Raw genomic sequence first — 22,002 nt, forward strand, 5'->3', positions numbered from 1 at the left:
GATTCTATGAAAAAATTTAACCTGTCCAAAATCCTGCTTTACTCAAGTCTATTTTTAATCACCCTTACAATGATTATTCCGATTGTGAACCTGCTTGCCATGTCCCTTACAGTTCCAGAAAATGCTCATAAGATGACGGGGCTGTCGCTGATTCCGAAAGGATTTTCCCTGATTAATTATCAAATCCTGCTTTCAAATCCGCTTATCGTAAAAAGTTTGTTCAATTCTATTTTTATCACTGTGGCTGGAACTTTGCTGAATCTGCTTCTTACTGCACTCGCAGCCTATGTTTTAACAAGAAAAAGACTTGTCGGCAGAACGTTTTTTATGGTGATCCTGATTTTGATTATGGTGTTTGAGCCTGGCCTGATACCTGAATATTTAGTTGTAAAGGATCTCGGTCTGCTTGATACCTATTTATCTCTTATTCTCTATAAAGCCATAAATGTCTATTATTTGTTTATTATGATGCGGTTTTTTGAAGATGTACCTGAAAGTATTCTTGAAGCAGCAAGAATAGACGGAGCAGGTCACTTAAATATTTTTTTCAGAATTATGCTGCCGCTGTCTAAGCCTGCACTTGCAACACTTGGTTTATTTTACGCCGTCTTTCATTGGAATGAATTTTTCCGGGCGTCCATTTATTTGACAGACCCGGGAAAATGGCCTCTGCAGCTCGTGCTCAGGCAGTTCGTAGTTGAGCGTGATAATGCCTCACTTGTCGGAGTGCAGACACTTTTAGAGTACAAAAGTGTGGCGAGTCTTGATTTTGGCTCGCTGCAGGCAGGCACGATTATGCTTGCCATCGTTCCCCTCTTAATTATGTATCCCTTCATTCTAAAGTTTTATGCAAAGGGTGCATTAGAAGGCGGAGTAAAGGATTAAGGCAAATTGATAATAAAAAGGAGAATGGCCATGAAGAAACTTATGCTGATTATGCTTGCAAGTCTATTTGCATTTGCCGCAGGCTGCTCGGAAAAAACGGAAACGTCAGAGAAAAATGAGGATGGCTCCACAACGATCCGGATTGTGATGAAGGATGAAAACCCATCGAATCCCGCTTCAGTGGCTTATTTTGAAGCGCTTGAACAAGGTCTTAAGAATGATGAGAACCTCAATGTGAAATTTGAGCTTGTTGAAATGCCTCAGGGAAACTATGCTGAAAAATTGAATTTGCTGCTGCTTAGCGGCGATATTCCTGACTTGATTTATTTTCAGGGAGGAGATCAGCAAATTGCAGATCAGGACTTGCTTGAAGATTTAACGCCTCATCTTGAAAAATCGAAGTATTTAAAGGACAGTCTTGAACCATGGAACAAAAAAAGGCTTGAAAATTATCCATACTTATTGTGGGTGAAGCCGCTTTCTCAAAAGACGCCGGTAATCAGAGGCGACTGGTTTGAAAAAATGGAAACATCAAAAGCACTTGCTGCTGATCCGACAATTGATCATTATTACAATTTCTTTAAAGAATTAAAAGCGAATCCTCCGGGCGGAGAGGGGAAACCTGCTTATGCTTTTACGGCAGCTGGAGATCTTGAAGAACTGAATGCGATCTTCAACATGTCGTTTGGCATCACTTCATCATGGCTCGAAAGCCGAGGCGAATTTGAGTATTACAAAGTATCGAATCAGGAAAAAGAGAAGCTTGCATTCTATCAAAAATTATACAAAGAAGGTCTTCTAGACCCAGGGTATATCACGAAAGAATGGGATACAAAGGAAAAAGCTTTTTATGACGGTGAAGCAGGCGTAATTGTCGGTACAGCGGGCAAAGTCATTGATATCTACAATGGGAAAATGATGCAGACAAATGGCGAAAACACAGGAGTCAAGGTCCTGCCCCCAGCTAAAGGAGAAGGCCAGGGATTTGGTGCAACAGATGTTACAAAAGAAGCGAGAGGAGTAGCCATTTCCTCGCAATCAGATAAAAAGGACCTCGCGTTTAAAATTCTTGATTACCTCGCAAGCCCAGAAGGACAAATGATTGACCGCCTTGGTTTTGAAGGGGAGCACTATAAGGCAGAAGACGGAAAGATCAATCTTACAAACACGTACTATGAGCAATGGTTTGCGAGATTTTGGGAGCCATCTGAATTTAAACCTGAAATGCCCCTTGAAAAGCCGCTCCTCGGAGAAGCTGCTGAAGAATCTTTGAAGATGGTCAATGAGTTCTACCAGGAAGATAACCTCTTTATTTTGCCGGAGGAGTATATTGCCAATTGGGATGCAATGGAGAATCTTTATAAAGAATATGCAACGGATATCATTACAGGAAAACGTCCGCTTGAGGATTTTGATGCATTCGTGAAAGAGTGGAATGCTGCAGGCGGAAAAGAGATTACAGAATACGCAAACAAGCAATTGAAATAGAAAAAAGAGAGAGATTCTGAATTCGGGATCTCTCTTTTTTAAAATAGAGAAGGATATAGTTTTCGCATGGATGGTAAGCTCCACCTCCTAGTCCCTCGTCCAGAACGGCTCCGTCTGTAAAGGCAAAAAGCGCCTTTTCAGCCGGATCCTTATCTGTCTGTCGGGCCTGAACAGTCGGTTCCGCTTTTCTGATTGTCCAGCTCCACCTCCTAGTCCCTCGTCCAGAACGGCTCCGTCTGTAAAGGCAAAAAGCGCCTTTTCAGCCGGATCCTTATCTGTTTGTCGGGCCTGAACAGTCGGTTCCGCTTTTCTAATAAAAAGATAGAATGATAGCCTGTTTCCCTACGTAAGTTAGAAAGAACAGCAGGAATTGCAGCGAAACTGAAATGGGAGAGGGGAATGGCGGTTGATTCCTGAAGATTATCTTGAGCGTGTGTATGCAGGGTTTCTTGGAATGAATATTGGAATAAGGCTCGGAGCGCCCATTGAGCCTCTTGAATGGACTTTTGAGAGAATTCAAGATGTGTTTGGTGATATAAAGGGATATCTGAAAGATTATAAAGTCTTCTCAGCTGATGATGATGCAAACGGGCCCGCCTTTTTTATCAGGGCTCTTTATGATGATGCAGCTGACCGTGAGCTTACGGCCGAAGATGTCGGACGCGCATGGCTGAACTACACCCGTGAAGGTATCGGCATGTTCTGGTGGGGCGGTGAAGGCATCAGCACAGAGCATACAGCCTATCTGAATTTGAAGAGAGGAATTATGCCTCCGCATTCTGGATCTGCAGGTCAAAATGGCTTAACGCTTGCGGAACAGATTGGCGGACAGATCTTTGTCGATACATGGGGGCTTCTTTTTCCTGGAAACCCAGCGAAGGCGGCTGATTATGCAGCAAAGGCGGCGAGTGTTTCGCATGACAAGAATGGAATTTACGGAGCCAGATTCATTGCTGCATGCATTGCGGAAGCCTTTCGTGCAGAGACCATTCCGGAAATCATAGCTAATGCGCTGAAAACAATTCCGGATGACAGCACTTACGCCAAAGTCGTAAACGAGGTGATGGATTTTCATTGGGAACATCCTGAAGATTACAGAGCCTGCAGAACATTTTTAGAAGAGAATTGGGGGTACGATAAATATCCGGGGGTCTGTCATATTATCCCTAACGCAGGTGTTTGCATACTTGCACTTTTATATGGAAATGGAAGCTTTGAAAGAACGATTGAAATTGCCGCCATGTGCGGCTGGGATACCGATTGCAATGCAGGCAAGATCGGGACGATTGCGGGAGTGTGGAATGGAATCAATAAAATTCCGCAGCATTACAGGAAGCCGATCAATGACTTTATTGTGCTCTCAAGTGTCTCGGGCTATTTGAACATTATGGATATTCCCACATTTGCAAAAGAACTTGCCCTGCTCGGCTATAGGGTTTCAAAGCAGTCGGCTCCAAGCGGATTGCTGAAAAGCTTCAAGGAAGGTCAAATTTATTTCGACTTTACCCTTCCAGGATCTACACACGGATTTCAAACAAATTTTCCTTTCAAGACATTTATAAAACATAGCAGTCAAACCGGTTATGAAACTAAGGGTTCACTTGAAATATTCATTGACCGGATGATAGAAGGCGAAGCAAGCAAGGTATTCTACAAACCTTTTCACAGGAGAAAAGACTTTCATGATGAAAAATATAAACCGGCATTTGCCCCGAAAGCCTGCAGCGGCCAGCAGGTCAGCATGCTGATCTATTGTGACAAGTGGCAGGGGGAGGATTTCTTTGTCACACCGTATGTCAGAAACACGTATAACGAAGAGGATATCAAGCTTGAACCGCTCCGGCTGATCAATCAAGAGTGGAACAATATCGAGTTTATGATTCCTGACACGGACGGTGCGATCATCGATGAGGTCGGAGTCATCATAGAAAGTCCGTCTCACTTGCTGAACCGGGCTTTTGGAAAGCTATTCATTGATGAATTTCACATATCCGGGAAGGCCAACTATAAAATTGATTTCAGCAAACAGGCAATTGAGTTCCAATCTGTTACTCCTTTTGCCCATCATATGGGTGAAGTGAGCCTTGAAAATGGAAAAATGAGATGCAAATCCGAGGATGAGTGCTCTTCTTTTACAGGAAATTATTATTCCAAAGACTATAAGGCGGGAGCCACTGTTCAGCCGATGAGCGGTGATCAGCACATGATGATTTTCAGAGCAGAAGGAATCTGCCGTCATTACAAAGCGGGATTTGACGGGGAAAATAAGGTTTCGCTGATTTTAAACGATTTTGGAATGAAAAGATTGATTGAAGTCCCGTATGAATGGACCACTGGTGTGGAGTACCAGTTTGAAGTGTCCTGCGAAGATAATATCATTGAGTTTTTCATCAACGGCAGACGGATTATTCAGACGCAAGATGAACGCTTTAAGCGGGGAATGATTGGATTTTCCGTCCTCGGGAAAGGCGAAGCGCTTCTGTCAGATTTTGAAGTGAAGGAACTATAGGATTTTCAGGGGGAAATCATTTGAGGGAGAAGAAAGCAACAATTCGGGATGTGGCAAGGGGAGCAGATGTTTCTGTTGCCACCATTTCCAGATATCTGAATAAAAAAGGTTACGTCAGTCATGAAACAGAAAAAAGAATTCAGTCTGTCATGGAAGAGTTGGACTATAAACCAAATGAAATTGCCCGGGGTCTTGCAAGGCAAAAAACAAATACAATTGCTTTGTTCATTCCGGATATCAGCAACCCTTTCTTTCCCCAGTTAGTTCAAGCCATTGAAAAAGAAGCATGGCGCAAAGGCTACAAAATGATTCTGGTGCCTGCCGGTTCTAACGAAATCACGGGAGTTTCCATGTGGGAAAGCTTTGAGAATATGTACATTGACGGGTTTATTTTCGCTCCTTATCAGCTCAAGGGAAAATCTATTCAGCTTTTGAAAGAAAAGAAGATTCCGTTTGTAATTGTAGACCGTGCGGCCAATGTAACATCCACAAATTCTGTGGCAGTTGATAATTATAGCGGTGCGAAGCTTGCTGTCTGCCACCTGTTTGAAGTCGGATGCAAAAAGATTATCCACATAGGCGGGCCGAAACAGCTGATTCCATCTAAAGAAAGGCTGAGAGGCTACACGGACAGTTTAAAACAGTTTTGCCCGGAGCATCCTGTCATTCATTATGAAGGTGATTTCAGCCTTGAAAGCGGGAGGCAGCTGACTTTGAAAGCGATAACGGAGCACCCGGATGCAGATGGTTTTTTTCTTGGCAATGATTTAATGGCGATCGGCTGTTTAAAAATGCTGAAGTCGCTTCGGAGGAAAATTCCTGATGAGATTGCAATTGCAGGGTTTGACGGTATTGACCTCACGAAGCTAGTAGAGCCTGAGATCACAACGATTGAGCAGCCTGTTTATGAAATAGGGGTGGCTGCAGCAGACAAGCTAATTCAATTGATTGAAGGAAAAGAAGAAGAGAATGATTTAATAATGAAGCTTGAATTAAAACTCCAGGCAAGAGCTTCTACGCTTGGTTTTCAGGGGAATACAAGCGGAAAGGAGAGGGACAATGACGGATCGGATGCTTGAGAAAATAGAAGGTGTACTATACGGGGGCGCTATTGGGGATGCGATGGGTTCTCCGACGGAGGGGCTGCTTCCTGAAGTCATCAGGAAAAAATTCGGGGTTGTTACATCATTTCGTGAACCGGCAAGTGACTCATGGAAGGAACCAGGCAATATGAGGCCTCTTGAAAAGGGAAACGGGCACATAACGGATGATACATTAATGGTAGAGGCCCTGCTGAAGATTTATGAAAGGAAGCAAAGACATTTAACCGCTTATGACATTGCGGAAGAATTAGTGGAGGAAATAGCAGAGAAGACTGTATACATTCCTGAGCTCAGAAAAGAAGCTCCTGTTATCACAAGACTATATTATCCAGAGCAATATCTCTTTCTCAGGCACAGGCTTGCCAATGTAGATCCCCGTGAAGCGGGCATCGGAAATATGGTGAACTGCGGGGCAGCCATGTATATGAGTCCGGTTGGCATGATGAATGCTGGAGATCCTGAACGTGCCTATCAAGAAGCGATTGATCTTGCCGGCGCCCATCAAACAAGCTACGGCAGAGAAGCAGCGGGTGTAATGGCAGCAGCTGTAGCTGAAGCCATGAGCGAAAATGCGTCCGTGCAAAGTATCTTAACTGTCTCCCGGACTCTGGCTAAAGATGGTACAAAGCTTGCCATTGAATCAGTGCTGGATGCTGCAGCTGTTCATTTAGATGTCCTCGAAGCAAGAGAGGATTTAAGACGTGCTATAGAGCCTTTCGATACAGTAAAAACCTTTTCTGACCGCAAAAAACAGGGCAAAGGAAATGCAAACACCCCGAGCAGAATGCACTCTATTGAAGAATTGCCGATTGCTCTTGCTTTATTTTTGGTAGCGGGAGGCGATACGATGAAGACGATCATCGGAGGTGTGAATTACGGCCATGATTCAGATTCGATTGCAAGCATGGGCGGAGCGATCGCAGGAGCATTGAATGGAAAATCCTCATTGCCTGCAGATCTGATGAAGGAACTTGATGCAGTCAATAAACGATCATTTCAGGATTTATCAAAGACAGCTTATGAAACGGCCATGACAATCATTAAACATGATAAAGCTTATTTTGAAGAGAGGATAAGAAGAATCGGCTTTTAATATAAAGGCCGCAGCGGGAGAACTTGCTGCGGCTTTATATTTCTAGGCTCTTCCAATTTTACGGACGTTATCCACTAAATGGATGTAAATAAATGTGTAGTTTATATGCAGACCGGGTAAAGATTAGTACAAACCTAAGGAAAGAGGTACAGCGATGAGAAAACCTACCATTTACTTTCTGTCTTATTTTAACTCTTGCAGGAGCTTAATAGCAGAAGCATGGGCAAAAAAACTGTTCTCTAGTAAATGGCAAATCGAAAGTGCCGGTCTTGTCACTTCAGAAATTGACCCTGCTTGCGTAAAGGCCATGAAAGAAGTAAATATGTCTCTTGATGATCTTGACTCGGGAAAAATTGACCTGGAGCTTTTAAATAAAGCATCATTTGTCGTTCAAATGTACGATTATAAGCAGGAAAAAACGCCGCCTGTTCATGAAGAAGGAAAGAATGTCCTCTCATGGAATTTGCCGAATCTCACCATGTATTCATTTGAGAACGACGAAGAAGAATTTGCCCACTATCAGGAACTTTGTGATGACATTGCCATGAGAGTGAAAAATCTCTATGAAAAGATTGAAGGAAAAACAATGAATCATACCGCTTCTGTGATGTAATTCAAGGCAAAAAAAGCTTGGCAGCTGCCAAGCGTACATATCTAAGCCAAAACTTGTTCTACTGTAGATTTAATTTCCACTTTATCCATTGATGCTCCTGCATTGATGAAGCTTAGGCTCTTCTCTGCTCTCAACCCTGTCAGAATGGGGTTTACTCCAATCAGGCCCAGTGAAAGAATTAATTTTTCCAAACTGTCCACTACCATTTCATCGACCTTGTATACTCCCGAAAAGTCGACAATCAGCGTGTTTAATTTGAACTGTGAGACAAGTTCTTTTTACTATTGTGCCCGAAGACCATTTTCAAACATATAGATTAAACCCTGTTCAAATCCTGCAGCCCAGACAGACATGCCGTGGCCTCCGTTTAATATTCTGAGTTCAGCAGGACTGCCCGGCACAGGATCCCACTTCTCAAAAGGCCTTTTAAAGACATTCGATCTGTGAAGGAGTTGATAAGAGGTAACTGCCTGCACTTCCATATTGTATTTATAAGCGTCCGCCGGCAGATCCTCTTTTTCGCTTATATGATTCCAGTCATCGTCTCCTGTCATAATAAACACCGGTACTTCAAAAGGCTGCTGGCCGTAGGATTCAAGAGCCAGCGGATAGTTTAACGAATTCCAAATGGCTGGATCAAAAGGATCTCCAAATGAACCCCGTTCAACTGCACCCGATGTTTCAGGTGCATCGAAAGCCTGCAAAGCCGGACTTAACAGCGACGTTCCGGCGAACAGGTGAGGATAAACAAGCGAGTAGCGCAATGCTCCATATCCCCCCATTGAATAGCCAACCAGCCCGCGGCCATTCCGGTCTGAAATCGTATGGAAATCATCATCTATTTTTTGAATCAAATCATTGATGACGGCCGATTCCATGTTCCCATACTTGAGTGAATCAACCCAGTAGCTGTTGCCTGTAACAGGTGCAACAGCAATCACGGGTTCAATCTTTTTATCTTGAATCATTTTATCTAAAATTGGCCAGAATTTGTCCCAGCTTTTTTCATTTCCGTAGGAACCGTGCAGCAAGTAGAGGACAGGATATTTTTTTTCAGCATATGGGTCATATTCTTCAGGCAAATAAACGACATACTTCAGCTCATCATTACCTGGCGTTTCATCTTGAGTAAGGCTTGGAGCATGATACGAGTAGGTGTTCACAGTTCCTTTCTTTTCAGAGCTATAGCTTGCTGGATCATAGATTGGAGAAAATTCAGGGCTTTCCGATTTTCCGAACATATACTTTAGTCCTTCTTGAAACCCCCTCAGCCATACTTCTAGTCCATGGCCGCCGTTAATGATCCTAAGTTCAGCAGGACTAGAGGGAACATCTTCCCACTTCGGAAAATCCAGACCGAACAGGTTTTTTCTGTGAAGCTCCTGATAGAGCTGTACAGCCTGAACCTCCATATTGTATTTATACGCATCCGAAGGCAAATCTTCCTTTTCACTCAAATGATTCCAGTCATCATCACCCGTTACAATATAGACTGGAACCCGATGACGCTGCTTTACATAGCTTTCAATTGCAGTTGGATAATTGTTTGCATTCCACAGATTTGGATCATAGGGTTCTCCGAAACTTCCCCTTTCAACCGCCCCGGATGTAGCGGGAGGCTCTGCGTTTTGGATGGCCGGACTTAACAGAGTTGCCGCAGAAAACAGATGGGGGTAAACCATTGAATATCTTAGGGCCCCGTATCCGCCCATTGAATAGCCTGAAATGAATCTTCCGCTGCGTTCAGCGGCAGAATTGTATTTTTTATCGATATGCGGAATTAAGTCCTTTATAATAGCGCTTTCATAATGACCGTACTTTTTAGAGTTCACCCAATAGGAGTTGCCTGATGCAGGGACAACGGCAATGATCGGCTCAATTTCTTTATTTTCAATCATTTCGTCAAGCTTTCCAAAAAAATCATCCCAGCTGTGTTCATTTCCTCCGCTGCCGTGCAGCAAATAAACAACCGGATATCCTTTTGCCCTTTTTTTATCATACCCTTTTGGAAGATAGATCTTATAGGTGAGCTTATGTTGCTTAGGCCGTTCATCCTTTAATAATGCTTTTGAAGTAATCATCTCAACAGCTGTTGTACTTGCTGGCCGCTCATGAGGCTTTTTGGCTGAAGTGAAAGAGGGATTTGTTAAGGTGACCATGAAAAAGACAAAAAGAAGCAGAAGCCATACTTTTTTGTTCCCCACTTTGGATCCTCCTTTTGAAATATTCCTTGTGTTATAGCTTATTTAAATTCTCCTGATTTGATCATATAAGATACTGGATATATTTACAAACTATTCTGAAAAGTAAAGCCGAACTTGCAAAGCTTAAAAAGTGGCGTTAATCCCAGCAAGTGCTGCCATTTTTGATGGTGTATGGTCCTCAAAAAAAAGGCTGTCCCATAAGTCAGTAAAAATGACTTATTGAACAGCCCCCGGTTCAGGTGTTATTTAATAATCTGGCAAGCATCGATTTGTTTTTAACCAGATCTGCAAGCGTATAGCAGTCAAGCACTTCAAAGTAGGCCTGCAGCGCTTTGTGCAGCACCCCTTTTAATGTACAGGCAGGGGAAATCGCACATGCATTGCTCTTTGGATCGAAGCATTCAACAAGATTGAAGTCGTCTTCGGTCTGCCGGACAATGAACCCAATGTTGATTTCAGCAGGATCCTTCGCAAGCCGAATGCCGCCGCCCCGGCCTCTTATTGTTTCGATTACATTTAATTTCCCAAGCTCATAAGTGACTTTCATTAAATGATTTTTTGAGATTTGATAGGCTTCTGCTATTTCTTTTATATTGGATAGATTATCTTTTTCTTTTGTAGCCAGATAAATCAGCACCCGCAAAGAATAATCTGTATAGTTGGTTAATCTCATAAACGTCCATCGCCCCACTACATGAAGTACGTCTATCTTACCACAGCAAATGAAATATTAATAAAAGTTAAAGTTCAAATGTGACAGATTTTTTAAAGATGTATTTGAAATATTGCTTTAACGTTTTTTTGGATTTAAGATAAAGATGTATTTAAAATACTACTTTAAAAAAGAAGGGGAGCATCCAAATGCTTACTCAAAAAACAATCGAAATTATTCAATCAACTGTTCCAGTTTTAGAAGAAAAAGGTGTAGAAATCACATCGCGCTTTTACGAAAATCTATTTGAAAGTCATCCAGAGCTGCTGAATATTTTCAATCATGCCAATCAGAAAAAAGGAAGACAGCAGACGGCACTTGCAAATACGGTATATGCAGCAGCAAAACACATTCATCAGCTTCATATGATTTTGCCGGCAGTGAAACAAATTGCTCATAAGCATAGAAGTCTTGGTGTAAAAGCGGAACACTATCCAATCGTTGGAGAACATCTGCTTTTGGCCATCAAACAAGTCCTTGGAGATGCCGCAACGCCTGAAATTATAAATGCCTGGGCAGAAGCTTACGGCGTCATAGCAGAAGTATTTATCGAAGCGGAAAAAGAATTATATAATGCCGCAGATTGGACTGGATTCAAGTCATTCAAAGTCGTCCGCATTGAGCGGGAAAGTGAATGGATTTCTTCTTTCTATTTAGAGTCGCCTGAAGGAATTCCAGCTTTTAAACCGGGTCAGTACATTTCCGTAAGAGTCAATATTCCTCTCGAAACGTATACGATGAACAGACAATATAGTTTGTCAGGCAGCAAAGAGATGCCTCACCTAAGAATTTCAGTAAAACGGGAACGCGGACCCGAAACTGAAGCAGGAAAGGTCTCAAACTACCTTCATGATCATGTAGCCGTCGGAGATATGATCGAAATCAGTGCTCCAGCCGGTGAATTCACATTAAATGAGGCTGCCCAAACACCTGTCACATTAATTAGCGGAGGAGTAGGAATCACTCCATTTATGAGCATGCTCCGTACACTTGCAGCTGAACAATCAGAACGGGAAGTAGCGTTTATCCATGCAACACAAAACAGCAGCACACATGCATTTGTAAAAGAAACAGCTTCATTATGTGCGAAGCTGCCTAACTCAAGAATGTTTGCTTTTTATAGCAGCCCTACAAATCAGGACTGCACAGATCAAAGTTTTTATAAAGAAGGCTTAATCTCAAAGGATGATTTGGATCGTCTTCTGGAGAACAAAGAAGGAGATTTCTATGTATGCGGACCTGTCCTGTTCATGAAAGCCATGATTCAGAGTCTGCTTTCTCTCGGAGTGGAAAACGAAAAGATTCATTATGAATTCTTTGGGCCGGCGATGGATTTAAAAACGGACGTCCAAACCATTTCTTAAGTTCATAAAAAGTTCCAATCCTTTCTCGTTGACAGAATGACGCCAAACAACTTAACCTGGTTAAGTATTTGAAAAAATATATTCATGCAATAGTTAACCATAGAAAGAGGGGCTGTCACTTTGTCAGCAGAACAAAAGAAAAAAATGTTTATTTTGATGATCAACATGTTTATTGCGATTGGAAGCTTTGGGATTATTATTCCGATTCTGCCTGCGTATCTTGAATCAATCAATCAGGGCGGCACTGCCGCAGGTTTGATGATTGCAATCTTTGCCGGCGCTCAGCTCATTTTTTCCCCGATAGCAGGGAAATGGGCAGATCAGTACGGAAGAAGAAAAATGATTATTTACGGGCTGGCAGGATTGACGTTATCCATGTTCGTTTTTTACGCCGTTGATTCGATCTGGTGGCTTTATGCTTCCCGTGTGATTGGCGGAATTGGGGCAGCCTTGCTGGTTCCGGCAATCTTTGCGTATGTAGCGGATATTACATCCATGGATCAGCGGGCAAAAGGAAACAGCTTTGTTTCTGCAGCGATGTCACTCGGAATTGTTATTGGCCCTGGAATCGGCGGATTTCTTGCCGATTTCGGCCTGAAAATGCCGTTTTTGATTTCAGCGATTGTTTCTTTGGGAGCCGTTATATTCTCGATTTTGCTGCTTGAAGACAGTGAATCAAAAATGACGACAGCTGCGATGATGCCTCAGGATAATGAATCCATGGCGCGAAAAATGGTGCGTTCGGTAAAAATGCCTTACTTTGTCCCTCTGGTCATTACGCTTGTCATGAGCTTTGGGCTCATGGCTTATGAATCGGTGCTCGGCCTTTTTGTTGACAATCAGTTTGGCGCGACTCCTCAGGAGATTGCCCTTATGATTACTTCGACAGGTATTATCAGTGTGATTGTCCAGCTATTTGTAGTAGATCGTGTTGTCAGACGCTATGGTGAAGGAATGGTGCTCAATATTTTCCTTGCAGTTGCAGCCGCAGGGTTCCTGTTTTCACTGTTTGCAACGAGCTATGTCTTGTTCTTTGGCATCACGCTGCTCATCTTCCTGGCAACATCGATTCTTCGCCCTGTACTAAACACCCTGATTTCCAAAATGGCCGGCAACGAACAGGGCTTTGCAATGGGCATGAACAATGCCTATATGAGCATTGGAAATGTGCTTGGGCCAACGATTGCAGGCATGCTGTATGATGTCCAGATTCTATATCCGTTTGTGCTGGGACTTGTCTTCCTCGTTGTCACACTGGTGATGACGATGATCTGGCAGAAGCGGTCAATGAAGCAGAAAATGGTTATTAATACAGAACATTAAGAATGAGAAACATGAATCCTGCCGGGGTTCATGTTTTTTGTTTGCATTTTTCCAGAATCTTGCTGCTTTCGTACCCTGGCAGATCGAAAAACGGTTTTGGAGGGTAAGCAAGTTGCAGAATCGTATTCTCTCCAACAAAAACTATTCAATTCACTGTAAGAAAAAGCACATGAACACAATGTCTGTTCATCTTTTCCCCATCCCGCTCATACATTGTCTTAAAGACGAGATTGGGGGAAAACGCGTGAACGAAGCTTACCGGAAATCACTGGAATATGCGATCGCGGAAATTACGGAAATTGCCGATGGATTTGGACTCGATTATTATCCGATGCGGTATGAAATTTGTCCTGCAGATATCATTTATACATTTGGCGCCTACGGAATGCCGACCCGTTTTTCACACTGGAGCTTCGGAAAACAATTCTTTAAAATGAAGCTTCATTATGACCTTGGTTTAAGTAAAATCTATGAATTGGTCATCAATTCGGATCCATGCTACGCTTTTTTGCTCGATACCAATTCCCTTATACAAAATAAGCTAATTGTGGCCCATGTGCTTGCTCACTGTGATTTTTTCAAAAACAACAGCCGCTTTCAAAATACGAAGCGCGATATGGTAGAAAGCATGGCCGCTACAGCCGACCGGATTAAGCAATATGAAATTGATTACGGCAGGGCAGAGGTAGAGACTTTCCTGGATGCCGTGCTTGCGATTCAGGAGCATATTGATCCATCCCTCATGCGTCCAAAGCTTTCCTGGACAATGGGTGATGCTGAGGAAGAGGATGTTAAAAAGGCGTCTCCGTATGATGATTTATGGAAACTGGATGATAAGGAAAAACCAAAAGGGGCTCCTCCAAAAAAGAATAAGAAGTTTCCGCCATCACCTGAAAAGGACATCCTGCTGTTTATTGAAGAATACAGCAGAGACCTCGAAGACTGGCAGCGTGATATCTTAACAATGATGCGAGAGGAAATGCTCTATTTCTGGCCGCAGCTCGAAACGAAAATCATGAACGAAGGCTGGGCATCCTTCTGGCATCAGCGCATCCTGAGGGAGCTTGACCTTACAACGGATGAATCGATAGAATTTGCCAAACTGAATGCAGGTGTCGTTCAGCCGTCACGAACCGGCATTAATCCATATTATTTAGGACTTAAAATCTTTGAAGACATTGAAGAACGCTACAACAATCCCACAGAAGAAATGATAAGACGAGGTGTAGAGCCTAACTCGGGCCGTGAAAAAATGTTTGAAGTGCGTGAAGTGGAATCAGATTTGTCGTTCATCCGGAATTATATGACGAAGGATCTTGTCACAAGGGAAGACATGTATCTTTTCCAAAAGCAGGGAAGAGATTACAAGGTTGTCGATAAAGATTGGGAACATGTCCGCGACCAGTTAATCAACATGCGTGTAAATGGAGGGTTCCCGTACATTACAGTGAACGATGGGGATTACCTGAAAAACAATGAATTGTACTTGAAGCACTGGTATGAAGATATTGAACTTGATTTAAAATATCTTGAAAAAGTGCTGCCTTATATTCACCAGCTATGGGGGCGCGCCGTGCACATGGAGTCGATTCTGGAAGGGAAGCCTGTTTTGTTTACGTATGACGGGAAGGCGATTCATCGGAAGTATTTATAAAAGAAAGCAGCCTGCGCTGCTCTTTTTTTTGCTTTTTTTAGAATGAAAATGAATCGTCATTGAAAAGCTTAATTCAAAATACTTAGAAGAAGGAAGTTTGGTCATCCTTCTGATATCATCGTATCTTTGAGAGAGCGATAGCTCACCATGAATAAATTGCAATGAATTTCTAAATTCCATTATGGCGACGCGCCGGCCGTGCATATGGAGTCGATCCTGGAGGGGAAGCCTGTTTTGTATCCTTATGATGGGAAAGCGATGCACCGGAAGTATTAATAATTAAATCAAAAAAAGAAGCTGGCGCAAAAGGCCGTATTTCAAAGGCTGTTTTTGGGCGGTAAATTATTTTTAAAAAAACTGAAAAATAAGAAATAAATTAGTTGCAAATTGCAAGCAATAAGCGTATAACTAAAGTATGAGGTGATTAGATGGAAAACACTCGAGAACTATTTCAAATCATGACCCGCCGCTTTGGCTTGCTGAATAAAAACTGCTGCACAGCAGGGGGGATTGATATTTCGTTAATACAGAGCCATATTCTTTATGAAATTGAACATCTGCATCAGCCGTCCGTTCAGCAAGTAGCTGACGTTCTCGGTACAGATATTACGACTTTCAGCCGTCAGATCCAATCTTTAGTAAAGATGAATTTAATTAAAAAGACACCTTATCCTGATGACCGAAGAGTTTATGTGCTTTCACTTACGACTGAAGGGAAATTTATTGCTGCAACAATTGATCATCAAATGAATGCTTATTTGGATGAGGTCTTTTCACACATGAATGAGTTTGAAAAAGAAACCGTCATTCGCTCAATCAAGCTATTGAACGCATCTATGGCAAAATCGAGCGTATGCTGCACTCCGATGGGGTGATTTCTTTTTGGTTATTACTTGCAATATGCAAATAAATTTCATTTTGCATTATATTTTTGATTTGAATTTAAACATAATGAGGAGGATTTAAATGGAAAATCTTAATTTATCAGTTAAGGTTAACGGATGCTGTGCACAAGCAAAACTTGAGAGGGACTCTAAACTTCCCGTAGCCATTATTGGAGCCGGTCCTGTAGGCCTTGCAGCAGCTGCTCATTTAGTCAGCAGGGGAGAATCCTTTATCTTATTGGAAGCGGGCCAGCAGGCAGGAGCAAATATTTTAACCTGGGAACACGTTCGCTTATTTTCACCGTGGAAATATAACATGGATAAGGCCGCTTTGGCATTACTTAAAAAACATGACTGGATCCAGCCTGAGCCAGATGCTCTGCCAACCGGAAGGGATCTCGTGGGTCAATATTTGCAGCCGCTTTCGAACCTTCCTGAAATTCAGCCATTTTTACATTTGAATACAAAGGTTTTATCCATCGGCAAAAAAGATGCCGATAAAATGAAAACGGCAAATCGTGAACTAGTCCCGTTTATTATTTACACAGAAAAAAATGGCGAGTTTCAGACGTTTGAGGCAAGAGCGGTATTGGATTCAACGGGAACATGGGGCAACCCAAATCCATCAACTTCAAATGGTATATGGCTGAATGAAGAAAAGTCCCTGCACCCTCACATTTTTTACGGCATTCCTGATATTTTAGGAAAAGAAAAAGAGCGGTATGCAAACAAACGCGTATCCGTTGTGGGCGGCGGCCATTCAGCCATTAATGCTTTATTGGAACTTGCAAAATTGAAAGAATCTCATCCTGATACAGAAATCATATGGGTGATGAGAAGGAAAAGTGTTGAAGATGCCTATGGCGGTGAAGAAAAAGATGCGCTGGCAGCTAGAGGGGAACTCGGCAGCCGTATCCATCAGCTGGTTGACCAAAAAATGATAAAAGCAGAAACACCATTTCTTATTCAAAATCTTAAAGGGTCTGAGAATGGAATAGATATGATTGGTACACAAAATGAGGAAATCCGGACTCTTTCAGGAATAGATGAAGTCATTGTCAATACAGGCAGCCGTCCAGATTTTACAATGGTTCGCGAACTGCGTACATCAATAGATCCTTCAACCGAAAGTACAGAAGCTTTAGCCCCTCTCATTGATCCTAATTTTCATAGCTGCGGTACTGTCCGGCCCCATGGGGAGAAGGAACTCCGCCAGCCGGAAATGAATTTTTACATTGTCGGTGCCAAGAGTTATGGCCGTGCTCCTACATTCTTGATGGCAACAGGATATGAGCAAGTCAGATCTGTAGTCGCTCATCTAAGCGGAGATCAGCTGGCAGCTGAAAAAGTGGAACTGGATCTCCCTGAGACAGGTGTATGCAGTTTGAATCTTAAATCGAAATCCTCATACGAAGAAACGAGTTCCTGCTGTTAAGTAGACTAGGGAGACTTCTGTTCTCCCTTTCAAATATGAAAATAAACTGAGATGCAGGAGTGAGCAATATGGTGATTAATCACGCCGGTGCATTAAGAAAAGAGTACTTCATTGCCTATATGAAATTGCTGATGAATGCATTTGAATGTTCAGCTCAGCAGGCCCGCAATTTGACATTTGAACGCCTGTTTCGTTCAAAAGAAGATTATTTAGGAAATCAAAGCTATAAAGTGTTCCTTGAGGCATATGAAGAAATAAAAGAATAGGAATTTTGAATGAGGTGATTGGCTGCATGGAGGCAATAAAAAGCAAACCCCATAATCAAAATGTGATTACCATGGTTGCCATCATTACTGCCCTAAGTTTACTTGGAGATTCCATGCTTTATATTGCCTTGCCCATCTTCTGGAGAGAAGCAGGCCTTGACTCTATTTGGCAGGTGGGAATTCTTCTTTCCATCAATCGGTTTATTCGTCTGCCTTTTGGTCCAATCGCAGGGTGGATTTATAAAAAGATCTCATTAAAAACCGGGCTGATTATCGCCATTATTATTGGAGCATTGACCACACTTGGGTATGGTTTATTTAAAGGGTTTATCGCTTGGGTTATCCTGCGCGGTTTATGGGGAATTGCATGGTCTTTTTTTCGGATCGGCGGACTTTCAAGTGTGGCATTTTATGCAGATGAAAACCATCGCGGCGCGGCGATGGGATTATATAATGGCATTTACCGTTTAGGGAGTTTGTTCGGTATGCTCCTTGGCGGCCTATTAGTGCCGTGGCTGGGACTTAGTTTTGTCTCTTTAGCATTTGGATTTTTTACATTGCTTGGCCTTCCTCTAATTATCTATTTCTTTGCCGCAGATTCACAATCACAGACAGAAAAGAAAATAAACTCATCATCCATTCATTTTACATTTGTTTTTAAGCGGAAACTGCTTGTTATTATAAGCGGTTTTTTAATCACCTTGTTCGTTCAAGGAGTCCTGACCTCAACCTTAAGTTCCATCATTGAACATCATTATGGCCAGAAAATCAGTCTCTTTGGACTTATTATAGGCGTTACTTTTTTATCCGGCCTAATCCAGTCGGCAAGGTGGATGTGGGAGCCTTTTTTAGCAAGAAGAATTGGCATCTGGTCGGACGGAATCAGCGGGAGGGTTCCTATCTATTTTTTATCTCTTTTCTTTACAGCTGTGTCGTTTGGAATGATCTCAAGTTCCCTGCCATTAGGATTGTGGATTTTTTCTGCACTTGCAGTCATGGTCGGAGCGACAGCGATATCTACGCTTACAGACGCTATTGCGATCGATGCAGCAAAGAGTGCAAATGTTGTATCTTTCCTTACAATCTACTCAATTGTTCAGGATGCAGGAGCAGCATTGGGACCATTCCTCAGCTACATGCTCATCGTGCTTAATAACGGATTCCTCTATTTATACTGGGGAGGAGCCTGTGTATTTATAGCTTTAGGACTCCTATGGTTTATCCTTTTTCTTAATGAAAAGACATCTGGTTCAATTCGAATAAAAAATAACTTGCATTGTTGATGAAAACTTGGATGCTTACAGTAAAATTTACAAAGTTTTTATATATAAGCACTTTATTATATAAGTGAAATGTTATATAATGATTCCGACATGGAGGTGTTGGCAATTTGGAAGTGACTTCAGCGCTTGATATTCAGAAAGTTTCTCAAATACTTAAATTGCTTGGTGATAAAACGCGTCTCACGATGATGAAAATGCTTGAGACAAATGATTGCTGTGTCTGTGAATTTACTGCGATTTTCAAAACAAGCCAGCCTGCAATCAGTCAGCATCTGCGAAAACTTCGTGATGCAGAATTGGTAAAAGAAAAACGCAAAGGTCAATGGATTTTTTATTCAATGAATAAAGAAAGTGAATATTATCCATTCATAAAAGGATTATTAGAGTATTTACCTGCACAAGATAACTTATTAACAGAATTAGAAACACAAGGATTACGCATTACCTGTGAATAGAGAGGGGAAGAAAGATTGACTTCAGTCATTTTAGCTTCATTGATTTTTCTTTTAACTCTCATCTTAGTAATATGGCAGCCTAAAAACCTTTCCATCGGCTGGTCAGCATGCGGTGGAGCTATAGTTGCTTTATTAGTTGGAGCAGTTGATTTTGGTGACGTTATTGATGTAACTTCAATTGTTTGGAATGCAACCCTTGCATTTATTGCCATTATTATTATTTCTCTGATTTTAGATGAGATTGGTTTCTTCGAATGGTCTGCTCTGCATATGGCAAGAGCAGCAAGAGGAAACGGTGTAAGAATGTTTGTGTATGTCTCGATTTTAGGAGCATTGGTCGCTGCGTTCTTCGCGAATGACGGTGCAGCTCTTATCTTAACTCCCATTGTACTTGCAATGGTCCGCAATCTGAATTTTCAAGAGAAAATGGTTTTTCCATTTATCATGGCGAGCGGGTTCATAGCCGACACTACGTCATTGCCGTTAGTAGTCAGCAATTTGGTAAACATCGTTTCTGCTGATTACTTTGAAATTGGATTTATTGAATATGCCACGCGGATGATTGTTCCTAACTTCTTTGCTTTAGGTGCAAGTATTCTCGTTTTATACTTGTTCTTCCGTAAAAGCATACCAGGGAAGTATGATCTTAAAGATTTAAAAACGCCTAAAGAAGCCATCAAGGATGAGAAGATGTTCCGCCTGTCGTGGATTGTACTTGGGGTTCTCCTCATTGGATACTTTATCAGTGAGTTCTTGCATATCCCAGTATCCTTTGTTGCTGGTGTCGTCGCCATTTTCTTCTTGGCTATGGCGAGAAGAAGCCCGGCTGTTCATACAAAAAAGGTGTTAAAAGGGGCTCCATGGGCGATTGTATTCTTCTCCATTGGGATGTATGTCGTCGTTTATGGTCTCAGAAATGCCGGATTAACGGCTGTTTTAGCTGACGTAATTCAAATGGCAGCTGATCAGGGATTATTTATCGCAACGATTTCAATGGGCTTCATTGCAGCCATTTTGTCTTCGGTCATGAACAACATGCCGACAGTCATGATTGATGCTTTAGCCATTGCCGATACAGATACAGCGGGCACTTTAAGGGAAGCATTGATTTATGCAAATGTAATTGGTTCTGACTTAGGGCCTAAAATTACGCCGATTGGTTCTCTTGCCACTCTTTTATGGCTCCATGTTTTAAGCTTAAAAGGCGTCAAAATATCCTGGGGCACTTATTTTAAAACAGGCATCATTTTAACGATTCCAACCTTGTTTATCACACTTGTTGGACTTTATCTATGGCTGCTCATTATCTAAAATATATCAAACTCAACTTAAAAGGAGACTGCACCTATGTCTAAAAAAACGATCTACTTCTTATGTACTGGAAACTCTTGCAGAAGCCAAATGGCTGAAGGATGGGCGAAAAAACATCTTGGCGAAGAGTGGGATGTAAAAAGTGCAGGACTTGAAGCGCATGGTTTAAATCCAAACGCTGTTAAAGCAATGAAAGAAACAGGCATTGATATTTCAAACCAAACTTCAGATGTGATTGATCAGGAAATCTTAAACAATGCAGACCTGATTGTTACATTATGCGGGCATGCAGCTGACAATTGTCCTGTTGCACCGCCGCACATCAAACGCGTGCATTGGGGATTTGACGATCCTGCGAAAGCGGAAGGCACGGAAGAAGAGAAATGGGCGTTCTTCCAGCGTGTGCGTGATGAGATTGGCGAACGAATTGAGCGTTTTGCCAAGACTGGCGAATAATAAAAACAGAAAAGCCATGAGATTTTCTCAAAGCGTTTTTTCTGTCAACTTAAAGTCTCAGAAATGAGGCTTTTTTCTTTCGAATAAAAACTTTGAATTTTATAATGAATGAAAAGAGACTTCATGGATGGAGGATGACTGAAATGGACTATCAAATAAAAGAAATGACAGACAGCGACTGGAATCAAGTCAGACAGATTTATCTAGAAGGCATTGCATCTGGCAATGCTACGTTTGAAACGGATGCCCCTTCTTTTGAGAGCTGGAATGAAAGTCATTCTAAAACATGCCGGCTTGTCGCTAAAGAAGGAAATAAAATTCTTGGCTGGGCCGCTCTGAGTCCTGTCTCAGGAAGATGTGTTTACGCAGGGGTAGCAGATGTCAGCATCTATATCGGCAAATCATATAAGGGTGGGGGGATCGGAACTGCCCTGCTGCGCTCCATTATAGAATTAAGCGAAAAAGAAGGATTTTGGACGCTTCAGGCAGGAATTTTCCCTGAAAATATTTCGAGTATAAAGTTACATAGGAAGGCTGGTTTCAGAGATGTTGGGATAAGAGAACGAATCGGCAAAATGAATGGGGTGTGGAGAGACGTAGCCCTATTGGAAAGACGAAGCGAGAAGATTTAATAAGGAAATAGAAAAACGAAGAGTGTTTGCTCTTCGTTTTTTATTATGGCTGTTTTAGTTGGGAATTTTGTGCAACACAAAATTGTCTCCCGAAGCCAAAGTTTGTGCGCCAAACCGGATTTTGCAGCACGAAATGACCTTCCGAAGCCAAAGTTTGTGCGCCAAACCGGATTTTGCAGCACGAAATGACCTTCCGAAGCCAAAGTTTGTGCGCCAAACCTGATTTTGCAGCACGAAATGACCTTCCGAAGCCAAAGTTTGTGCGCCAAACCGGATTTTGCAGCACAAAGTGACCTCCCAAAGCCGAAGTTCGTGCGCCAAATCGGATTTTG

General features: G+C 42.1%; 21 protein-coding genes. 17 read left to right on the top strand and 4 right to left on the bottom strand.

The genetic code is table 11. The features are described from left to right. Positions 1 to 6: 6 nt before the first annotated feature. From ABEQ24_RS22020 to ABEQ24_RS22045, 6 genes are all read left to right on the top strand, one after another. Positions 7 to 885 carry a carbohydrate ABC transporter permease gene (locus ABEQ24_RS22020; protein ID WP_430008751.1) on the top strand — a complete coding sequence of 293 codons (879 nt, stop codon included), beginning with the start codon at positions 7 to 9 and terminating at the stop codon, positions 883 to 885. A gap of 30 nt (positions 886 to 915) precedes the next feature. Next, positions 916 to 2,373, top strand: coding sequence for an extracellular solute-binding protein (locus ABEQ24_RS22025; RefSeq protein ID WP_430008752.1), 1,458 nt, complete (start codon positions 916 to 918; stop codon positions 2,371 to 2,373). A 406-nt stretch (positions 2,374 to 2,779) separates the two neighbouring features. Next, positions 2,780 to 4,882, top strand: a complete 2,103-nt coding sequence (locus ABEQ24_RS22030; protein ID WP_430008753.1) for an ADP-ribosylglycohydrolase family protein — start codon at positions 2,780 to 2,782, stop codon at positions 4,880 to 4,882. Positions 4,883 to 4,902: 20 nt separating this feature from the next. Then, complete coding sequence (locus tag ABEQ24_RS22035; RefSeq protein WP_430008754.1) at positions 4,903 to 5,961, top strand: LacI family DNA-binding transcriptional regulator; 1,059 nt, start codon at positions 4,903 to 4,905, stop codon at positions 5,959 to 5,961. Then, positions 5,942 to 7,078, top strand: coding sequence for an ADP-ribosylglycohydrolase family protein (locus ABEQ24_RS22040; protein WP_430008755.1), 1,137 nt, complete (start codon positions 5,942 to 5,944; stop codon positions 7,076 to 7,078). The genes ABEQ24_RS22035 and ABEQ24_RS22040 overlap by 20 nt, the downstream gene beginning before the upstream one ends. Before the next feature lie 154 nt (positions 7,079 to 7,232). Continuing rightward, positions 7,233 to 7,691, top strand: a complete 459-nt coding sequence (locus ABEQ24_RS22045; protein ID WP_430008756.1) for a hypothetical protein — start codon at positions 7,233 to 7,235, stop codon at positions 7,689 to 7,691. 41 nt (positions 7,692 to 7,732) lie between these two features. Here the strand turns inward: ABEQ24_RS22045 and ABEQ24_RS22050 are convergent, their stop codons facing one another. The 3 genes from ABEQ24_RS22050 to ABEQ24_RS22060 form a co-directional block, all read right to left on the bottom strand. Continuing rightward, positions 7,733 to 7,936 carry a hypothetical protein gene (locus ABEQ24_RS22050; protein ID WP_430008770.1) on the bottom strand — a complete coding sequence of 68 codons (204 nt, stop codon included), beginning with the start codon at positions 7,934 to 7,936 and terminating at the stop codon, positions 7,733 to 7,735. Between the two features lie 36 nt (positions 7,937 to 7,972). Next, positions 7,973 to 9,895 (bottom strand): alpha/beta hydrolase, encoded by a 1,923-nt coding sequence (locus ABEQ24_RS22055; protein ID WP_430008757.1) that lies wholly within the window; start codon positions 9,893 to 9,895, stop codon positions 7,973 to 7,975. Positions 9,896 to 10,130: 235 nt separating this feature from the next. Further along, on the bottom strand, positions 10,131 to 10,568 hold the full coding sequence (locus tag ABEQ24_RS22060; RefSeq protein WP_430008758.1) for an Rrf2 family transcriptional regulator: 438 nt from the start codon (positions 10,566 to 10,568) through the stop codon (positions 10,131 to 10,133). Positions 10,569 to 10,756: 188 nt separating this feature from the next. Here ABEQ24_RS22060 and hmpA point away from each other — a divergent pair, with 188 nt between their 5' ends. The 11 genes from hmpA to ABEQ24_RS22115 all read left to right on the top strand — a co-directional run bounded on the left by hmpA (position 10,757) and on the right by ABEQ24_RS22115 (position 21,670). Next, entirely contained in the window at positions 10,757 to 11,971 is a 1,215-nt protein-coding gene (gene hmpA, locus ABEQ24_RS22065; protein WP_430008759.1) for an NO-inducible flavohemoprotein, read from the top strand. A 120-nt stretch (positions 11,972 to 12,091) separates the two neighbouring features. After that, positions 12,092 to 13,294, top strand: coding sequence for an MFS transporter (locus tag ABEQ24_RS22070; RefSeq protein WP_430008760.1), 1,203 nt, complete (start codon positions 12,092 to 12,094; stop codon positions 13,292 to 13,294). A gap of 244 nt (positions 13,295 to 13,538) precedes the next feature. After that, complete coding sequence (locus ABEQ24_RS22075; protein ID WP_430008761.1) at positions 13,539 to 14,948, top strand: SpoVR family protein; 1,410 nt, start codon at positions 13,539 to 13,541, stop codon at positions 14,946 to 14,948. A 428-nt stretch (positions 14,949 to 15,376) separates the two neighbouring features. Continuing rightward, complete coding sequence (locus ABEQ24_RS22080; RefSeq protein ID WP_430008762.1) at positions 15,377 to 15,823, top strand: MarR family winged helix-turn-helix transcriptional regulator; 447 nt, start codon at positions 15,377 to 15,379, stop codon at positions 15,821 to 15,823. Between the two features lie 91 nt (positions 15,824 to 15,914). Then, entirely contained in the window at positions 15,915 to 17,267 is a 1,353-nt protein-coding gene (locus tag ABEQ24_RS22085; protein ID WP_430008763.1) for an NAD(P)-binding domain-containing protein, read from the top strand. A gap of 68 nt (positions 17,268 to 17,335) precedes the next feature. After that, positions 17,336 to 17,533, top strand: coding sequence for a hypothetical protein (locus tag ABEQ24_RS22090; protein ID WP_070877145.1), 198 nt, complete (start codon positions 17,336 to 17,338; stop codon positions 17,531 to 17,533). 26 nt (positions 17,534 to 17,559) lie between these two features. After that, positions 17,560 to 18,816, top strand: coding sequence for an MFS transporter (locus tag ABEQ24_RS22095; protein ID WP_430008764.1), 1,257 nt, complete (start codon positions 17,560 to 17,562; stop codon positions 18,814 to 18,816). A gap of 107 nt (positions 18,817 to 18,923) precedes the next feature. After that, positions 18,924 to 19,271, top strand: coding sequence for an ArsR/SmtB family transcription factor (locus ABEQ24_RS22100; protein WP_430008765.1), 348 nt, complete (start codon positions 18,924 to 18,926; stop codon positions 19,269 to 19,271). Between the two features lie 15 nt (positions 19,272 to 19,286). Then, positions 19,287 to 20,582 carry an arsenic transporter gene (locus tag ABEQ24_RS22105; protein WP_430008766.1) on the top strand — a complete coding sequence of 432 codons (1,296 nt, stop codon included), beginning with the start codon at positions 19,287 to 19,289 and terminating at the stop codon, positions 20,580 to 20,582. A 36-nt stretch (positions 20,583 to 20,618) separates the two neighbouring features. Continuing rightward, the gene (arsC, locus tag ABEQ24_RS22110; protein WP_430008767.1) at positions 20,619 to 21,038 is read left to right on the top strand and encodes an arsenate reductase (thioredoxin); all 420 of its coding nucleotides are present in this window, start codon (positions 20,619 to 20,621) and stop codon (positions 21,036 to 21,038) included. A gap of 143 nt (positions 21,039 to 21,181) precedes the next feature. Next, positions 21,182 to 21,670 (top strand): N-acetyltransferase family protein, encoded by a 489-nt coding sequence (locus ABEQ24_RS22115; protein WP_430008768.1) that lies wholly within the window; start codon positions 21,182 to 21,184, stop codon positions 21,668 to 21,670. A 43-nt stretch (positions 21,671 to 21,713) separates the two neighbouring features. Here ABEQ24_RS22115 and ABEQ24_RS22120 read toward each other — a convergent pair. Continuing rightward, a partial coding sequence (locus tag ABEQ24_RS22120) for a hypothetical protein (protein ID WP_430008769.1) occupies positions 21,714 to 22,002 on the bottom strand: 289 nt, incomplete at its 5' end.

The sequence above is a fragment of the Metabacillus idriensis genome (assembly GCF_050483325.1).
GTDB classification, from domain to species: Bacteria; Bacillota; Bacilli; order Bacillales; family Bacillaceae; genus Bacillus_P; species Bacillus_P idriensis_A.